This is a genomic window from Salinicoccus sp. RF5 (assembly GCF_020786625.1).
Lineage (GTDB): Bacteria > Bacillota > Bacilli > Staphylococcales > Salinicoccaceae > Salinicoccus.
This window is the reverse complement of sequence record NZ_JAJGRC010000001.1, coordinates 660,838-677,328: the sequence shown is the minus strand read 5'-3', so window position 1 is coordinate 677,328 and position 16,491 is coordinate 660,838. Positions and strand designations below refer to the sequence as shown.

The window sequence follows — 16,491 nt, the reverse complement described above, 5'->3', positions numbered from 1 at the left end:
GAATGATATTAACAGGAGCATTTGTCAACGGCATGGCGATCATCATCGGCGGCCTGCTCGGCTTGGTATTCACCTTCATCCCGGATGCGATCAAGGACTCGATCATGAAGATACAGGGCCTCATCATCGTGACGCTCGGCATCCAGATGGTAGTGCAGACCGAAGACATCATCATCACTCTGCTCAGCCTGATCGTCGGGGTCGTCATCGGGGAGACCATACGGCTTGAGGAAGCGCTCAACCGGTTTGGGCACTGGATGGAATTCAAGCTCGGCGACAAGCATGCCGGTAATCTCTCCCAGGGCTTCGTTTCAGGGACGCTCGTCTTCATCGTGGGCGCCATGGCTATTGTAGGTGGACTTGATGCCGGACTGAGGGGATCGAACGAAGTGCTGTTCACCAAAGCGATCATGGATTTCTTCATTGCGATCGTGATGACCACTACATATGGTCTTGGTGTCATCATTTCAGGTGTGCCGACATTCCTCTATGAATCAGGCATCATCCTTTCTGCACAGCAGATTGCGCGTGTCATTCCGGAATTCATACTCGATGAGATGATCGATCAGGTGACGAGCACCGGCGGGGTCATCCTGCTCGCCATCGGCCTCAATATGCTGAATGTGACGCACATGCGTGTAGGGAACATGATCCCTGCCATCTTCACAGCAATGATCATGGTCTATCTGCTCAATATATTCTAAAAAAAACCATCCGACAGGGTCGGATGGTTTTTTGGTTAATGGTGATTAGACGCGTTCAACTTTGCCCGATTTGAGGGCACGTGCTGAAACCCAAACTTTTTGCGGTTTGCCGTTAACCATTACTCTTACTTTCTGGAGGTTCGCACCGAATTTTCTTTTGTTAGCATTCATCGCGTGTGAACGGTTGTTGCCTGAAGCCGCTTTGCGACCAGTGAAAAAGCATTCTTTAGCCATGTTGTCATCTCCCTTTTATAAATATTACCATAAACATTGATTGTAGGTTTAATTGCATACTATAATATAATACATGATAAGAAAAAAATTTACAAGCGGTTTTCGACGTGAACTGCATTATGACTGATTGAATACACTTGTATTTATATGTAGTTTCTGCTTATAATAAAATGATGTGTCAGGGGGAAAAATAATGGCTCTTGAAATTAAAAATGAATTGGGAAGCATCGATATCGCGATGGATGTCATCGCAAATATCGCCGGTGGTGCCGTGGCGGAAAGCTACGGTGTGGTCGGCATGGCCTCAAAGCATCAAGTACGGGACGGCTTTGCCGAACTGCTCGGCAAGGAGAACTATGCACGTGGCGTCATCGTCGAAAACAATGAGGGCAATATCGATATCGACCTTTATATCATCGTCGGCTATGGAATAAAGATATCAGAAGTGGCGACGAATCTGCAATCAACTGTGAAATACAAACTGGAAAAGACACTTGGACTCAACATAAAATCTGTAAACATACATGTCCAAGGGGTCAGAATCATCAATACCGAGGACTGATCAGGGAGGATTTACTAAGCGATGGATAAGATAGATGGAAAAATGTTTAGGAATATGATTTTAAGCGGGGCCGAAAACCTTCGGCAGCATGCTGAATATGTGGATTCATTGAATGTCTTCCCTGTCCCTGATGGTGACACGGGCACGAACATGAACCTTTCCATGACTTCAGGGGCAAATGAAGTCGAAGGCAGGGAGGACGCGCACATCGGTACGGTGGGCAGGCATTTCTCAAAAGGCCTGTTGATGGGCGCGCGCGGCAATTCGGGCGTCATACTCTCCCAGCTTTTCAGGGGATTCTCCAAAGCAATCGAAGAACAGGATGAAATCGGTGCGGAAGAATTCTCCTCTGCCTTTGAGGCCGGAGTGAAGACGGCCTACAAGGCAGTGATGAAACCCGTCGAAGGAACGATACTGACAGTGGCCAAGGATTCTGCAGAGCGGGCTCGGCAAGCTGCCGGAAACGAAACTTCCATCATCTCCATCATGGAAGCGGTCATCGAAGAGGCGGAAGCCTCCCTTGAGCGGACGCCGGATCTGCTTCCTGTGCTAAAGGAGGTCGGCGTGGTCGATTCAGGCGGTCAGGGACTCGTCTATGTCTATAAGGGATTCCTTTCCGCATTGAAGGGCGAAGCGCTTGAAACAGCAGCCAAGCCGGCCGGAACGGATACCTTCGTCAATGATGCCCATGAATTCGATGAATTCATGTCGGCAGAAGACATCGAGTACGGCTTCTGTACAGAATTCATGGTACGCCTTGAAGGGGACAAGCGGGAATTCGACGAAGATGCCTTCCGTCAGGACATGAGCGCATTCGGGGACTCCCTCCTGGTCATCTCGGACGATGAGATCGCCAAAGTGCATGTGCATACCGAGACTCCCGGGGAAGCGATGACATACGGTTCGACGTATGGTGAACTGATCAAGATGAAGATCGAGAACATGCGTGAACAGTTCAGGGAAATACAGGAGAAGAAGGATGCATCTGCAGGTGGACAGCAGGAAAAGCAATCCTATGACACCGCCATCATCACCGTCTCATCCGGTGCAGGCATCAATGAACTCTTCAGGAGCATCGGTGCAACGCACATCATCAATGGAGGACAGACGATGAATCCATCGACGGAGGATATACTCCGCACCATTGAAGGTGAAGATGTGAAGCAGGTGATCATCCTGCCGAACAACAAGAACATCATCATGGCGGCTGAGCAGGCCCGGGATATGCTTGACATCCCGGCTGTGGTCATTCCGACGCGTTCCATACCGGAAGGATTGTCGAGCCTGCTCGTATATTCTCCGGATGAAGCACTCGGTCAGGTCAAAGAGGCGATGGAAGCCTCCCTCGAGCATGTAAGGACCGGCCAGGTCACATATGCGGTGCGGGATACGAAGATAGACAGCATTGAAATAAAGAAAAACCAGCATATGGGCATCAAAGATGGTAAAATAATCGGAGCGGACGATTCCCGCGAGGCAACATTGAAGCAACTGATAGAATCAATGCTGGATGAGGAATCTGAAATCGTGACTGTATTGATTGGTGAGGAAGGCGACGCTGAGGAAGTGGAGCGCATCATCTCATCAATCGAACCGGCATATGATGAAGTTGAATTTGAAGTTCATGAGGGACAGCAGCCGGTGTATAGTTATCTACTATCTGTAGAATAGTCATAGGGACCTCATCGGCCGAATGTGCCGGTGGGGTCTTTCTAAAATTGGAGGCGATTGTATGAAGTATAAAAGTGTATTCGATATCATCGGACCGGTGATGGTCGGCCCTTCCTCTTCACATACGGCAGGGGCGGCAAGGATCGGACTGCTTGCACGCAGCCTGTTCGGCGGACAGCCGGACCATGTGGACATATATCTGTATGGATCCTTCAAAGATACATACAAAGGGCACGGGACAGATGTAGCACTCGTCGGAGGCCTGCTCGGCTTCGACACGGATGACGACAGGATCATCACTGCAGAAGCACTTGCGAAGGAGGCCTCCATGCAGTACCAGTTCATAGAAATGGAGGAGGAGCGCTCCCATCCGAACACTGCACTCCTGCATCTGGTGAAGGGCAGAGAACAGTTGACGGTCGAAGGCATTTCAATCGGTGGCGGCAAGATCGAAGTAGTCAGCATCAACGACTATCCGATTGCCCTATCCGGAAACTATCCCGCGCTTCTTGTATTCCACAAGGATACATTCGGTACGATCGCCAGGGTGACGACCATACTCGGAAACAATGAGATCAACGTCAGTCAGATGAATGTGGCCCGTAAGGAGAAGGGCGACATTGCCCTGATGACGATAGAGCTCGATGAGGCAATCGACGAGGCAGTGATAGAGGAAGTGCGCGCGGCAGATGGTGTGGACAGAGTAATCGAAATGAAGGAAAGCTAGGGGGTCAAACATGTTTAAGAGTATTCAGGAACTGATAGAGAAGGCGGCAGCAGAGGACAAGGCGATTTCAGATGTGATGATCGAACAGGAAGTGGCGGTTACAGGCAGATCCTACCTCGATATCTACAAGGACATGGAGCGGAACCTCGAAGTCATGGAATCCGCCGTTGAAGAAGGTATCGGCGGGGTGGAGAGCACCACCGGACTGACTGGCATGGATGCCGTCAAGATGAAGAAATACATCGACAGCGGCAAAGGACTGAGCGGTGAACTGACCCTGTACGCAATCGCCCATGCAGTCAGTACGAACGAAGTAAACGCAGCGATGGGGAAAATATGTGCAACACCGACTGCGGGGTCGGCAGGCGTCGTACCCGGCGTCCTGTTCGCAATGCGCGAAAAGCATGACATCTCCCGTGAAGAGATGGTGAAGTTCCTCTTCACTTCAGGCGCCTTCGGTTTTGTCGTGGCGAATAATGCAAGCATTTCCGGTGCAGCCGGCGGATGCCAGGCAGAAGTCGGAAGCGCGAGCGCAATGGCTGCTGCGGCCCTGGTCGAGATGGCCGGAGGTACGCCGGAAATGAGTGCCCACGGCTTTGCGATCGCCCTCAAGAATATGCTCGGGCTCGTCTGTGACCCTGTGGCGGGACTTGTGGAAGTGCCATGTGTAAAAAGGAATGCGGCCGGTGCGAGCAATGCGCTGACGGCGGCAGACATGGCACTGGCCGGCATCGAATCCAGGATTCCTGCAGACGAAGTGGTCGAGGCGATGTACAAGATCGGTCTGACGATGCCTTCTGCACTCAGGGAGACCGGACGCGGCGGACTTGCCGGCACACCGACAGGGGAGCGCATCAAGGCCGAGCTGTTCGGTGAACAGTAATGCCCGTCATGTATCAGGTGATCACACCGCCGACCCCCATCGAAGATTTGAAGGGAGTCGGCCCGAAGCTGCGGGATAAGCTCCTTGAGCTGGACATCAAGGATGTGAACGATGTCGTATTCACCCTACCGAGCGGACATGAAAATCTGACCGTCATGGATCTCAGGGAAGCTGCCCACAATGATAAGGTCACAGTGGCCGGGACCGTCCAGACGGAACCGGCACTCGCCTACTTCAGGGGCGGGAAGAACCGCCTGACGGTCTTCATGGAGATCAACGGCATGTACGTCAAGGTTGTCTTCTTCAATCAGCCCTATCTGAAGGATAAGCTGAAGGTGGGGGAGACGGCCAAGGTTTCAGGAAAGTTCCAACGGCATAAGCTTGAAATCAATGCCCAGCGGCTCATCTATGACGATTCGGGCGGTTACCGGGTGAAGTATACCCTCGGCGGCGTCATGCATTCCAAGACGTTCAGCAAGCTTGTGGCCCAGGTGTTCGAGAACGCCATCTTCAATTATGACCTACCCGAGGACCTGAAGAGGAAATACCGCCTGCTGTCGATACGCGAGGCACTCTGGAGGCTCCATTTTCCAGGGAATCCCCATGACATCAATGAGGCGCGCCGGACGATCAAGTTCTATGAGCTTTTCATCTTCCAGCTCCAGCTGATGGAGAAGCGCAGGCGTGAGCGTGTAAGGAATGAACGGTATATCGTGGACTATGATGTCGGTGCACTCCGCACTTTCATCGACACGCTGCCGTTCGAACTGACGGACGATCAGAAGCGGAGTGTGAATGAGATATGCCGGGACCTCAAGCAGAATGTTTCCATGCATCGTCTCCTGCAGGGGGATGTCGGCAGCGGCAAGACGATCGTTGCCGGAATCGCAAGCTATGCGGTGAAGACGATAGGTGAACAGACGGCACTCATGGTGCCGACTGAGGTGCTGGCCAACCAGCACTTCCAGTCCTTCCTGGAAATATTCGACGGGCTCCTGAACATTGCCAAATTGACCGGCAACACATCGAAGAAGGAGAAGGCCGGCATACTTGCAGCGCTCCGGTCGGGGGAGATCGACCTGGTCATCGGAACCCATGCGCTGATCGAGGACGATGTCGCCTTCAACCGGCTATCCCTCATCATCACGGACGAACAGCACCGCTTCGGCGTCAACCAGCGGAAGCGCCTGAACGACCGGGCGTACAGGAAGAATGTACTCTACATGACCGCGACGCCGATCCCCCGGACCCTTTCCATCACCACATTCGGGGACATGGACATTTCCATCATCAAGGAGATGCCGAAGGGGCGTAAACCGGTGGAGACATACTGGCGCCGCTTCGAGGAGACGGATGAAGTGCTCGATGCACTGGAGGCCGAAATGAAGAAAGGGCACAATGCCTACATCGTGGCACCGCTGATAGAGGAGTCGGAGACGCTCGACCTGAAGAATGTCCAGGAGATCTTCCAGATGTTCACCGACCGCTTCGGGGAGGAGAATGTCGAACTGGTACATGGGCGCATGAAGCCCGATGAGAAGGAAGCCGGCATGCGCCGGTTCGAATCGCATGAGAAGCCTGTGCTCGTATCGACGACGGTCATAGAAGTGGGCATCAATGTGCCGAATGCCACATTCATGGTCATATTCAATGCCGAGCGCTTCGGCCTCTCGACACTCCATCAGCTGAGAGGGAGGGTCGGTCGGAGCGACAAGCAGAGCTACTGCGTCCTGATCAGCGACCCGAAGACCGAGAATGCAAAACTCCGTATGGACATCATGACGAGTACGACGGATGGCTTCGAACTGAGCGAACGGGATCTTGAAATGCGTGGTCCCGGAGATTACTTCGGCGTCCGCCAGAGCGGGCTTCCGCAATTCAAGGTAGCGGATCTGGCCGAAGATTACCGGGTGCTTGAGCATGCCAGGATGAGCGCGATAGAATACAGTGCAAAAATGGAGGGTGACCGATGAGACATGTCCTGAGGATCTCCGGAGGCCTGCTGATTGCAGCAGGAATCCTGCTGTTCTTCTGGCAGGATATCCGGGAAATCTTCATCGACCGGTTGAATGACCGGATAATCAGCGCCTATCATGATGACAGCAGACCAGTCGAGGTGAACAGGCTGGAATCCGTCGTCACAGGCGTGGACCAGAGTGCATCGTATGACATGGAAGGTGTGGCAGGAATCCTCAGGATCGCCTCCGCCGACATAGAGGAGCCGGTGTTTTCGGGACCGGTGACTGAAGAGAAGCTGAAGAGCGGACTGTCGTTCGTCGACGGTACCGATCATGTGGATATGCAGAACATTCCGATCGCGGGCCACAGGGTCGAAGGCGCGGGCATACGCTTCAACCATCTTGACCGGGCTGAAGTTGGAGATGTCGTGGAGTTTGAAACCATGGATGGAGCGCGCAGTTACGAAATCACCGACATGTTCGAAGTGGATCCCTCACAAGTCGAAGTGATGGACCAGAAGGCGGACCACCCCCAGCAGCTGACGCTGATCACATGCGAAGACTACAATCCAGAAACGCTGCTTTTTGAAAAGCGTCTGATTGTGAAGGCGACGATAATCGAATAGCATGACGGCGCATGACCCTTCGGGTGCTGCGCCATTTTTTGGCATGATATGCGACAAAGTGTTTGAAATCGCCAAAGCAGTTATATATACTGATGTTAGTACCAACTACTAAATGAGGATGACATATGGCGAAATATAAAAAAAGTGAACGCCAGGAACTTCTGCTCGAGAAAGTGTCGACAGATCCTTTCCTGACAGATGAACGATTGGCCGAAATGTTTGATGTCAGCATACAGACGATCCGTCTCGACCGTCTGGAGTTGAACATCCCTGAACTGAGGGAGCGCATCAAACATGTGGCGCGTGAGGAGACGGATAAGATCAGGAGCCTCTCCCTGCAGGAAGTGATTGGTGAGATCATCGACCTGGAGCTCAACCACCATGCACTTTCCCTCTTCATCGTTGAAGAGGGCCACGTATTCCAGAAGAACAGGATCGCCCGCGGACACTACCTTTTCGCCCAGGCGAATTCCCTGTGTGTGGCTGTCATTGATGAACCGCTTGCACTGACGAAGTCGGCGCAGATAGAATTCATCAGACCGGCCAGGCTCGGGGACAAGGTGATTTCGAAGGCGGTCGTCGAAGAGATGGATGGCAGGATTGCCGTCATTACGGTCGAATCGAAAATAGAACAGCGCCTCGTATTCAAGGGGCGTTTTGAAATGTATTATACAGGTGAAGGTGAAGAGAATGGTTAAAATTGCAGTCGATCTGATGGGCGGGGACAACGCACCGGAAGAAATCGAAAAGGGTGTACTTCAGGCAGTCGAAGCGGACGCAGACCTTGAAGTACTATTATTTGGTCTGAAGGGTGCATACTCGGGAGACCATCCACGCGTGGAGTTCATAGAAGTCACTGAAAAGATCGAATCGGAGGATGACCCCGTCCGTTCCGTCAGAAGGAAGAAGGACAGTTCACTCGTCCGGGCGTGCCGCGCAGTGAAGGACGGTGAGGCGGATGCCTGCGTTTCCGCTGGGAACACCGGTGCACTGATGAGTGCAGGCCTGTTCGTCGTCGGGCGCATCAAAGGCGTCGAACGGCCGGCGATCGCGACCCTGCTGCCGACCACCGGAAAGAAGGGCATGATGCTGCTTGATATGGGTGCAAATGCCGAGAACAAGCCGCAGCACCTCTACCAATTCGCAGTCATGGCAGACCTCTATATGAGGGAGAACGAGGGGCGGAGCAATCCGACCATCGGCCTGGTCAACAACGGCAGTGAGGCGAACAAGGGAAGCGAATTGACGAAGGAGACATACAAACTGCTGGAGGAGAGCGGATTGAACTTCACCGGCAACTTCGAGACGCGGGAAATACTGTCCGGCAAGATCGACATTGCGGTGACGGACGGATTCACCGGCAATGTCATCCTCAAGACGATCGAGGGGACGGCGATGTCACTGATGGGCGAAGTGAAGAACGCCTTCCTGAAGAATGCAAAGAACAAGCTGGCGGCACTGGTCCTGAAGAAGGATGTACAGTCCATCAGGGATCTTCTGGATTACCGCCATTATGGCGGGGCGCCGCTGCTCGGCCTCAACGGCAATGTGCTCAAGGCCCACGGGTCGAGCGACAGTGTGGCGATCGTGTCCGCACTGAAACAGGCAAAGCGCATGGCAGAATCCGATGCAATCACAAAGATTAAAGAGAGAGTGGGGGAAGCATGAAGAAACTGATCCTATTTCCCGGGCAGGGTGCCCAATATGCCGGTATGGCAAAAGATATATATGAGAACTCTCCGGAAGGCCGCACGCTCCTCGATGAAGTATTCATGAATGTGGACTTCGACCTCAAGTCGATCATGTTCGAAGAGGATGAACGGCTGAACCAGACGGAATATACACAACCGGCGCTGTTCGCCCACAGTCTGGCGGTACTTGCCGCCACCGGACTGAAGGGCGACATCGTCCTCGGGCACAGCCTCGGCGAGCTTCCGGCACTCGTACATGCGGGCGTCATCAGCGTCAAGGACGGCGTCAGCATCGTTGCTAAACGCGGGGAACTGATGTCAGAGAGCACCGGCGGAGGCATGGCTGCCGTCATCGGCATGGAATATGGTGCACTGTCGGAACTGTGCGAATCCATGTCCGATCAAGAGCGGAAGATCCAGCCTGCGAACATCAATGCACCGGATCAGATCGTCGTTTCCGGCGACCGTACACTGGTTGATGAATTCGCCGCTGAGGCGAAGGCCCAGGGGGCAAGGCGGGTCATGCCGCTGAACGTTTCCGGGGCTTTCCACTCCCATCTGATGGAACCGGCAAAGGCGGAATTCAGGAAGTTCATCGAAGACATTCCGTTCAATGCACCGGTCATTCCGGTCATCCAGAATGTTTCCGCGAAGGCTGAGACGGATCCGGAAACGATCAAAGCCCAGCTGATCGATCAGCTGACAAGCCCGGTCCGCTTCGTCGAATGCATCGAAGCGGCTGCTGCTGCAGGCGTCGAAGAGGCGGTCGAAGTCGGCCCGAAGAAAGTATTGAACGGTCTGGTGAGAAAAATAGACCGCTCCATCAAGACTTCCAATATAGATACGATGGAGCAGGTAAAGGAGTTTACAAATGGGTAGCATCGCACTGGTCACAGGTGCCTCACGCGGCATCGGCAGAAGTATCGCACTGAAACTCGGCAAAGAAGGATATACAGTCATCGTGAACTACTCCGGCTCGAAGGACAGGGCCGAAGCGGTCGTTTCTGAGATCGAGGAGGCGGGCGGCAGTGCAGAAGCAGTGCAGTGCCAGGTCCAGAACTTCGATGAAGTGAAGGCGATGGTCAAGCACATCACGGACACGCACGGTTCCATCGACCTCGTCGTCAACAATGCGGGTGTCACAAAGGACAACCTGCTGATGCGCATGAAGGAGGCGGAATGGGATCAGGTGGTCGACGTCAACCTCAAGGGGACGTTCAATGTCACCCAGAACGTCGCCCGTCCGATGATCCGCCAGAAGGGCGGCAGGATCATCAACATCTCAAGCATCGTCGGTTCCCTCGGCAATGCGGGCCAGACGAACTATGTCGCCTCCAAGGCTGGGATCGACGGCATGACGAAATCCGTAGCCAGGGAACTTGCACCGAAAGGCATCACAGTGAATGCAGTGGCTCCGGGATTCATCGAAAGTGACATGACGGATGTGCTGTCCGACGATGTGAAATCCCAGATGCTTGCACAGATTCCACTGAACCATTTCGGCAATACCGATGATATTGCAGAGACGGTGGCATTCCTTGCATCGGGGTCGGCACGCTACATCACCGGCCAGACGATTCATGTAAATGGTGGTATGTACATGGGCTAGACCCTATGGTACCATTGGAGGGAGGTGAAGAATAATGGCAAATAACTTTGACAAAGTAAAAGACATCATCGTGGACAAACTTGGAATCGATGAAGAAAAAGTGACGAGAGAAGCATCTTTCAAGGATGACCTTGGTGCTGACTCCTTAGATATCGCTGAGCTTGTCATGGAACTTGAAGATGAGTTCGAAATGGAGATTCCTGATGAGGAAGCCGAGAAGATCAACACTGTCGGCGACGCTCTGGACTACATCGACAAACTGGAAGCGAAGTAATGATAAAATCCACTTTTCGGAGTGGATTTTATTTTTGTGTCAAAACTTTTATTCATGACCGGAATCATATAAAATAAATGGAATGGGAGGCGGAAAGGATGACATTCAAAGAAATTGAACAACGGATCAGAAAAGACAGGCATGCACAGCGCGGGCTCGAGAAATTCCGCGGGGCGTTCCAGTCGTTCACCCAAAGGACAGGGATAGCAATCAACGACGAGGGGCTGTATGTCCAGGCCTTCATGCACAGTTCGTATATAAATGATCTTCAGATGGACAAGATATACAACAACGAACGGCTGGAGTTCCTCGGGGATGCTGTACTAGAATTGATGGTTTCAGATTATATATACAATCGCTTCCAGAGCCTGCCGGAAGGCGACTTGACCAAGCTCAGGGCAAATATAGTATGTGAACCCTCACTTGTAGTATTCGCGTCAAAACTTGAAATGCAGCCGCTGATCCTGCTTGGCAGGGGCGAAGAGAAGACGGGCGGCAGGGAGCGGCCGTCGATCGTCTCCGACACATTTGAGGCCTTCCTCGGGGCACTCTACCTCGATCAGGGCACGGACGCAGCACGGGAGTTCCTTGAACGTCATGTGTTCCCGGAAGTGCGGGACAGTGACTATAATGCGGTCATCGACTACAAGACGGGGCTCCAGGAGAAGATGCACAAGACCGAGCGGAAGAGCGTGGAATATCAGCTGCTCGAAGCCACGGGACCAAGCCATGACAAGACATTCGTCACGGGCGTCTTTGCCGATGGCGAAATGATCGGCAGGGGCACCGGCCGATCCAAGAAGGAATCGGAGCAGAAGGCGGCAGAGGATGCACTGAGCGAAATGGAGAATAGGGAGAAGCGCTGATGGTATATTTGAAGGCAATAGAAGCACATGGTTTCAAATCATTTGCGGATAAGGTGAACATTAAATTCGACGCCGGGGTCACCGCCGTGGTGGGACCGAACGGCAGCGGGAAAAGCAACATCACCGATGCGATACGCTGGGTGCTCGGCGAACAGTCCGCGCGCTCCATCCGCGGGGTCAAGATGGAGGATGTCATATTCAACGGTACATCGGGCAGGAAACCGATGAACTTTGCGTTCGTCAAACTGGTGCTCGACAACCGTTCGAAGACACTCCAGATTGAAGCGGATGAAGTGCATATCACACGGAAGCTCTATCGAAACGGTGATAGTGAATACTACATCAATGATGAGAAGAGCCGGCTCAAGGAGATCAATGAACTCTTCCTCGATTCCGGCCTCGGCCGGAACGCCTACAACATCATTTCCCAGGGGGAAGTGGATGAAGTGCTGAAGGCGAAGCCCGAACAGCGGCGCGGGCTCATCGAAGAGGCAGCAGGGGTGATGAAGTACAAGCTGCGCAAGAAGGAATCGGAGAAGCGTCTCGAAGACACGGCGGCAAACCTCAGCCGCGTCCACGACATCATCCATGAACTCGAATCCAGGGTCGGCAGACTCGAGAGGGAAAGTGCCAACGCCAAGGAATACCTTGCACTGAAAGAGGAGATGCGCCAGAGCGACATCGAAGTGACGGTCTACGACCTGAATGCATTGATGCGTCTGCTTGCAGCCGAGGAGAAGGCGCTGTTGGAAACGGAGGCGCATATTGAAAATGATCGCCGTAAGTTATCAGAGACGGAATCCCGCATGAACGATGTGGCGGAAAAGAGGGATGCCCACGACCGCAGGAACCGGGAATTGAACCGGGAACTTGTGGAAGTATCCAAAAAACTGGAACAGACCAACGGTCGCATCGCCCTGTATAATGAACGCAAGAATAACAGGGGCCAGGCGAACGCGGACCTCACACAGCGCCTGGCGTCTGCAGAGCAGCGCCGCGATGGCGTACGCACCAGACAGGCGGAAGCGGAAACGCACCGCTCCGAGCTGAAACGCACGGCAGAACGCCTTGGACAGGCTCTGAAGGAGGCCGAGAAGGAACGCAGTGAACTGGTCGAGGACCAGAGTGAAGAGATAGAGCAGCTGAAGGACCACTATTATGACCTGATGGTCGAGAAGACGACGCTCGAGAACGAACATCGCCGTGCCGAGAGCGAGAAGGAACGGCTCGATGAGAGTGTCCGTCAGAAATCGGACCGCCTCCAATCCCTGAAGAAGGTCCAGGCAGAGGAAGCGGAAGCCTCGAAGCAGCTCCAGGAGAAGCACGCCAAGATTGAAGGGGAGCTCTCTTCGGCACGGGCAGCCTACAAGGAAGCCAGGGCACGCCTGGAAGCGCTTGAAGCGCAGTACGATAAGGAGAAGGAGAACCTCGATACTGCGAGGCGGTATATAGAACAGCAGTCCTCGAAGCTCGAGATGCTGACTGCGATGCAGAATGAATACCGCGGCTACTACCCGGGCGCCCGCTTCATCCTGAAGAACCGCAGGGAGGCGGATGGCATCATCGGCGCCGTCGGTGAACTGCTGTCTGCAGAAAACCGGTATGTCAAGGCGCTGGATACGGCGCTCGGCGCACAGTCGCAGAACATCGTCATGCAGGATGAAGACAGCGCCAAGCGCGCCATAGGACGCCTGAAGGAGGCCAAGGCAGGGTTCGCGACCTTCCTGCCTGCTGATGTCATCCGGCCGCGGCACATCCATTCCGATATCCGGGAAATCATCAGCCGTTCAACGATCGAGGCGGAAGTGATGTCGGAAGTCGTCGGATATGAAGCGGATATAGACAACATCGTCTCCCATCTGCTCGGCACCACGCTTGTCACGGCGACGATCGATGAAGCGGCGGTGCTGGCCAGGGAAATCCGCCATAAGCTGCGCATTGTCACACTGGATGGTGAGACGATCATGCCCGGTGGCGCCATGTCCGGTGGCTCCAAGAATGCCAAAAGCTCCATCATCGAAAGCCAGCGCGAACACGCTGAAACGAAGCAGAAGCTTGAAAGCTACCGCAAACGGACGGCTGAAATTGAAAACTCCGTCAAGGTGCTCGGCGAACAGCTCTCAGACCAGATGGCGGAATCCGAAAAGCTCGAATCCGCCGGCAGGGAATTGTCACAGCAGCTTGACGCGGCGGAGGATGAACGGAGACGCCTCGACTATCAGCTTGAGGCGAGGCAGGAGAACATCTCACTGCTGGAGACGGAGCTCGAGAGCCAGGATGTTTCTACAGGCGAAGCGGATTATGCGGCACGCATCAGAAAGGCGGAGGAGACTCTCGAATCCCTCGATGCACGCATACGCAGAATGAGCGCATCCGAAAAGGACAAGAAGGAGACCCTCAACCAGCTGACGGATGAAAGCCGCGCCATGGAAAGGGAATATGCGACGGTCAAGGAGCGCCTTTCCCATGCTGAAGACGAGATGGAACGCCTGTCGGCGGAACTTCAGGAGGCCGAGGATGTGGTGGCGGACATCACAAACCAGCAGCAGCTGATTGTGCAGGATCTCGGCAGCATCGATGTGGATGCACTGGAAATGGAAAAGGATGCACTTTCAGCCCGCGTCACGCAGCTCCATGAAGCAACTGAGGAGGCGGCGACACTTCAGCATGAGATGAAAAAGGAGTATAATATGCTGCAGGAGACGAAGGCTGACCAACTCGAGCAGCTGGATGCACTGCAGGAAGGACTGCGCCAGCATACCGGCAGGAAGGAAAAGCTGGATGTACAGATCGAGCAGAAGATCGGCTATCTGTCGGAAACGTATAAAACGACGTATGACAGGGCCAAAGAGGAATATCAGGACTTTTCAAACATCGACCAGAAGCGGATGAAGATATCCCTGAACCGGAAGAGCATCGAAGAGCTCGGCCCGGTAAACCTCGGGGCCATAGAGGAATTCGACCGTGTCAATGAACGCTACCAGTTCCTGAAGTCCCAGGAGAGCGACCTGCTCGAGGCCAGGGGCACGCTCCTCGAAGTCATCGAGGAGATGGACGAAGCGGTGGCCATCCGTTTCCAGTCATCATTCGAACAGATCAATGCGCAATTCGGTGAAGTGTTCAAGACGATGTTCGGCGGCGGGCAGGCGGAACTCAGGCTGACCGAACCCGGCGACCATCTTGGGGCAGGCGTCGAAATCTATGCACAGCCGCCCGGCAAGAAGCTGTCCACCCTCTCCCTCCTGTCTGGGGGGGAGCGGGCCCTGACAGCGATCAGCCTGCTCTTCAGCCTGCTCAAGGTACGTGCGAGTCCATTCATCATACTGGATGAAGTGGAGGCGGCACTTGATGAAGCGAATGTCATCCGCTATGCCCGGTACCTGAAGCAGCTGGCGACGGACACACAATTCATCGTCATCACCCACCGCAAGGGTACGATGGAGGAGAGCGACCGGCTGTTTGGCGTGACGATGCAGGAACGCGGCGTAAGCCAGCTGATCAGCGTGGATCTCAAGGAATATGAAGATAATATCAGAGAGGAAGAGACAGTGTGAGCTTTTTAAAACGACTGAAAGATAAATTCCAGCCGAAAACCGACCAGCCGCAGACTGAAGAACAGGAATCCCTCGAGTCCCAGAGTGAGGCCCTCGATGACGGCCTGATCAGTATAGAGGAGTTCGAGGAGTGGGAACAGGAGCAGATCGGCTATAAATTCAAGGCCGGACTCGAAAAGAGCCGGGAGAAGTTCCAGAACGAAATCAATGAACTGATGGCGCGCTACCGTACAGTCGATGAAGATTTCTTCGAAGCCTTGGAGGAAGTGCTGATTTCGGCGGACGTCGGCTTCAATACGGTCATGGAGCTCACTGATGAGCTCCGCCACGAGGCCCGTGTCAAGAACATTACGGAAACGGCCGACCTCAGGGAGACGATCGTCGAAAAGATGGTCGAAATCTATGAGCGCAACGACGACCTGCCTGAAACGGTGAACATGCAGGAAGATGAGCTCACCGTCATCCTTGTCGTCGGTGTCAACGGAGTCGGTAAGACGACGAGCATCGGCAAGCTTGCCCACAAGTACAGGCAGGAAGGCAAAAGTGTCATGCTGGCCGCCGGAGATACATTCCGTGCAGGGGCGATCAACCAGCTGCAGATATGGGGCGACCGCGTCGGTGTCGACGTCATACGCCAGGCTGAGGGAAGCGACCCTGCTGCAGTGATGTTCGATGCCGTCAATGCAGCGAAGAAGCGCAACGCAGATGTACTGATCTGCGACACTGCCGGACGTCTCCAGAACAAGGGCAACCTGATGAATGAACTGTCGAAGATCAAGAAGGTCATCCAGAAAGTCGTTCCAAGTGCGCCGCATGAATCCCTGCTCGTACTCGATGCGACGACCGGACAGAACGCACTGAGCCAAGCAAAGGCATTCAAGGAGGTCACGGATGTTTCAGGCATCATCCTGACCAAGCTCGACGGTACGGCCAAGGGCGGGATCGTCCTTGCGATAAAGAATGAACTGGGCATCCCGGTGAAGTTCGTCGGACTGGGCGAGCAGCTCGATGACCTGCAGGAATTCAGTGCCGAGAACTATGTCTACGGACTCTTTGCCGACATGGTCTCCGAAGCCGAGGAGGAAGCGGACACGAATGGGGAGGGTGACAGGAGTGATTGAGGGTCTTGAGC

At 53.9% G+C, this 16,491-nt stretch carries 16 protein-coding genes; 15 read left to right on the top strand and 1 reads right to left on the bottom strand.

What is annotated here, in order from left to right; genetic code table 11:
* Window positions 1-2: 2 nt before the first annotated feature.
* Window positions 3-704 (top strand): DUF554 domain-containing protein, encoded by a 702-nt coding sequence (locus tag LLU09_RS03630; protein ID WP_228310498.1) that lies wholly within the window; start codon window positions 3-5, stop codon window positions 702-704.
* Window positions 705-749: 45 nt separating this feature from the next.
* Here the strand turns inward: LLU09_RS03630 and rpmB are convergent, their stop codons facing one another.
* Window positions 750-938: a 50S ribosomal protein L28 gene (gene rpmB, locus LLU09_RS03625; protein WP_228310497.1), complete on the bottom strand. Its 189-nt coding sequence runs from the start codon at window positions 936-938 to the stop codon at window positions 750-752.
* 193 nt (window positions 939-1,131) lie between these two features.
* Here rpmB and LLU09_RS03620 point away from each other — a divergent pair, with 193 nt between their 5' ends.
* The 14 genes from LLU09_RS03620 (at window position 1,132) to ftsY (ending at window position 16,480) form a co-directional block, all read left to right on the top strand.
* Entirely contained in the window at window positions 1,132-1,500 is a 369-nt protein-coding gene (locus tag LLU09_RS03620) for an Asp23/Gls24 family envelope stress response protein (RefSeq protein ID WP_228310496.1), read from the top strand.
* Between the two features lie 21 nt (window positions 1,501-1,521).
* Window positions 1,522-3,171 (top strand): DAK2 domain-containing protein, encoded by a 1,650-nt coding sequence (locus tag LLU09_RS03615; protein ID WP_228310495.1) that lies wholly within the window; start codon window positions 1,522-1,524, stop codon window positions 3,169-3,171.
* A 61-nt stretch (window positions 3,172-3,232) separates the two neighbouring features.
* Window positions 3,233-3,898, top strand: coding sequence for an L-serine ammonia-lyase, iron-sulfur-dependent subunit beta (gene sdaAB / locus LLU09_RS03610; RefSeq protein WP_228310494.1), 666 nt, complete (start codon window positions 3,233-3,235; stop codon window positions 3,896-3,898).
* 10 nt (window positions 3,899-3,908) lie between these two features.
* The gene (gene sdaAA, locus LLU09_RS03605) at window positions 3,909-4,781 is read left to right on the top strand and encodes an L-serine ammonia-lyase, iron-sulfur-dependent, subunit alpha (RefSeq protein ID WP_040105664.1); all 873 of its coding nucleotides are present in this window, start codon (window positions 3,909-3,911) and stop codon (window positions 4,779-4,781) included.
* 8 nt (window positions 4,782-4,789) lie between these two features.
* Window positions 4,790-6,754, top strand: coding sequence for an ATP-dependent DNA helicase RecG (gene recG, locus LLU09_RS03600; protein WP_228310493.1), 1,965 nt, complete (start codon window positions 4,790-4,792; stop codon window positions 6,752-6,754).
* Complete coding sequence (locus LLU09_RS03595) at window positions 6,751-7,365, top strand: sortase (RefSeq protein WP_228310492.1); 615 nt, start codon at window positions 6,751-6,753, stop codon at window positions 7,363-7,365. Before recG ends, LLU09_RS03595 begins: the two co-directional genes overlap by 4 nt.
* Before the next feature lie 125 nt (window positions 7,366-7,490).
* Window positions 7,491-8,063 carry a transcription factor FapR gene (gene fapR, locus LLU09_RS03590; RefSeq protein ID WP_040105662.1) on the top strand — a complete coding sequence of 191 codons (573 nt, stop codon included), beginning with the start codon at window positions 7,491-7,493 and terminating at the stop codon, window positions 8,061-8,063.
* The gene (gene plsX, locus LLU09_RS03585; RefSeq protein ID WP_228310491.1) at window positions 8,056-9,033 is read left to right on the top strand and encodes a phosphate acyltransferase PlsX; all 978 of its coding nucleotides are present in this window, start codon (window positions 8,056-8,058) and stop codon (window positions 9,031-9,033) included. The genes fapR and plsX overlap by 8 nt, the downstream gene beginning before the upstream one ends.
* A complete protein-coding gene (gene fabD, locus LLU09_RS03580) occupies window positions 9,030-9,935 on the top strand; it encodes an ACP S-malonyltransferase (protein WP_228310490.1) in 906 nt (301 codons plus the stop codon). Before plsX ends, fabD begins: the two co-directional genes overlap by 4 nt.
* A complete protein-coding gene (gene fabG, locus LLU09_RS03575; protein WP_228310489.1) occupies window positions 9,928-10,665 on the top strand; it encodes a 3-oxoacyl-[acyl-carrier-protein] reductase in 738 nt (245 codons plus the stop codon). The genes fabD and fabG overlap by 8 nt, the downstream gene beginning before the upstream one ends.
* A gap of 34 nt (window positions 10,666-10,699) precedes the next feature.
* Window positions 10,700-10,939, top strand: a complete 240-nt coding sequence (locus LLU09_RS03570; protein ID WP_040105658.1) for an acyl carrier protein — start codon at window positions 10,700-10,702, stop codon at window positions 10,937-10,939.
* Between the two features lie 98 nt (window positions 10,940-11,037).
* Window positions 11,038-11,805, top strand: coding sequence for a ribonuclease III (rnc, locus tag LLU09_RS03565; RefSeq protein WP_228310488.1), 768 nt, complete (start codon window positions 11,038-11,040; stop codon window positions 11,803-11,805).
* The gene (gene smc, locus LLU09_RS03560; protein ID WP_228310487.1) at window positions 11,805-15,359 is read left to right on the top strand and encodes a chromosome segregation protein SMC; all 3,555 of its coding nucleotides are present in this window, start codon (window positions 11,805-11,807) and stop codon (window positions 15,357-15,359) included. Before rnc ends, smc begins: the two co-directional genes overlap by 1 nt.
* Window positions 15,356-16,480, top strand: a complete 1,125-nt coding sequence (ftsY, locus tag LLU09_RS03555) for a signal recognition particle-docking protein FtsY (protein WP_228310486.1) — start codon at window positions 15,356-15,358, stop codon at window positions 16,478-16,480. The genes smc and ftsY overlap by 4 nt, the downstream gene beginning before the upstream one ends.
* Window positions 16,481-16,491: the final 11 nt, after the last annotated feature.

Bases quoted from the DNA above. Each gene is read 5' to 3' on its own strand.
- plsX (WP_228310491.1), top strand. From the start codon at position 8,056: ATGGTTAAAATTGCAGTCGATCTGATGGGCGGGGACAACGCACCGGAA.
- recG (WP_228310493.1), top strand. From the start codon at position 4,790: ATGTATCAGGTGATCACACCGCCGACCCCCATCGAAGATTTGAAGGGA.
- rpmB (WP_228310497.1), bottom strand. From the start codon at position 938: ATGGCTAAAGAATGCTTTTTCACTGGTCGCAAAGCGGCTTCAGGCAAC.
- sdaAB (WP_228310494.1), top strand. From the start codon at position 3,233: ATGAAGTATAAAAGTGTATTCGATATCATCGGACCGGTGATGGTCGGC.
- sdaAA (WP_040105664.1), top strand. From the start codon at position 3,909: ATGTTTAAGAGTATTCAGGAACTGATAGAGAAGGCGGCAGCAGAGGAC.
- LLU09_RS03615 (WP_228310495.1), top strand. From the start codon at position 1,522: ATGGATAAGATAGATGGAAAAATGTTTAGGAATATGATTTTAAGCGGG.
- rnc (WP_228310488.1), top strand. From the start codon at position 11,038: ATGACATTCAAAGAAATTGAACAACGGATCAGAAAAGACAGGCATGCA.
- LLU09_RS03595 (WP_228310492.1), top strand. From the start codon at position 6,751: ATGAGACATGTCCTGAGGATCTCCGGAGGCCTGCTGATTGCAGCAGGA.
- LLU09_RS03570 (WP_040105658.1), top strand. From the start codon at position 10,700: ATGGCAAATAACTTTGACAAAGTAAAAGACATCATCGTGGACAAACTT.
- LLU09_RS03620 (WP_228310496.1), top strand. From the start codon at position 1,132: ATGGCTCTTGAAATTAAAAATGAATTGGGAAGCATCGATATCGCGATG.
- LLU09_RS03630 (WP_228310498.1), top strand. From the start codon at position 3: ATGATATTAACAGGAGCATTTGTCAACGGCATGGCGATCATCATCGGC.
- smc (WP_228310487.1), top strand. From the start codon at position 11,805: ATGGTATATTTGAAGGCAATAGAAGCACATGGTTTCAAATCATTTGCG.
- fabG (WP_228310489.1), top strand. From the start codon at position 9,928: ATGGGTAGCATCGCACTGGTCACAGGTGCCTCACGCGGCATCGGCAGA.
- fapR (WP_040105662.1), top strand. From the start codon at position 7,491: ATGGCGAAATATAAAAAAAGTGAACGCCAGGAACTTCTGCTCGAGAAA.
- fabD (WP_228310490.1), top strand. From the start codon at position 9,030: ATGAAGAAACTGATCCTATTTCCCGGGCAGGGTGCCCAATATGCCGGT.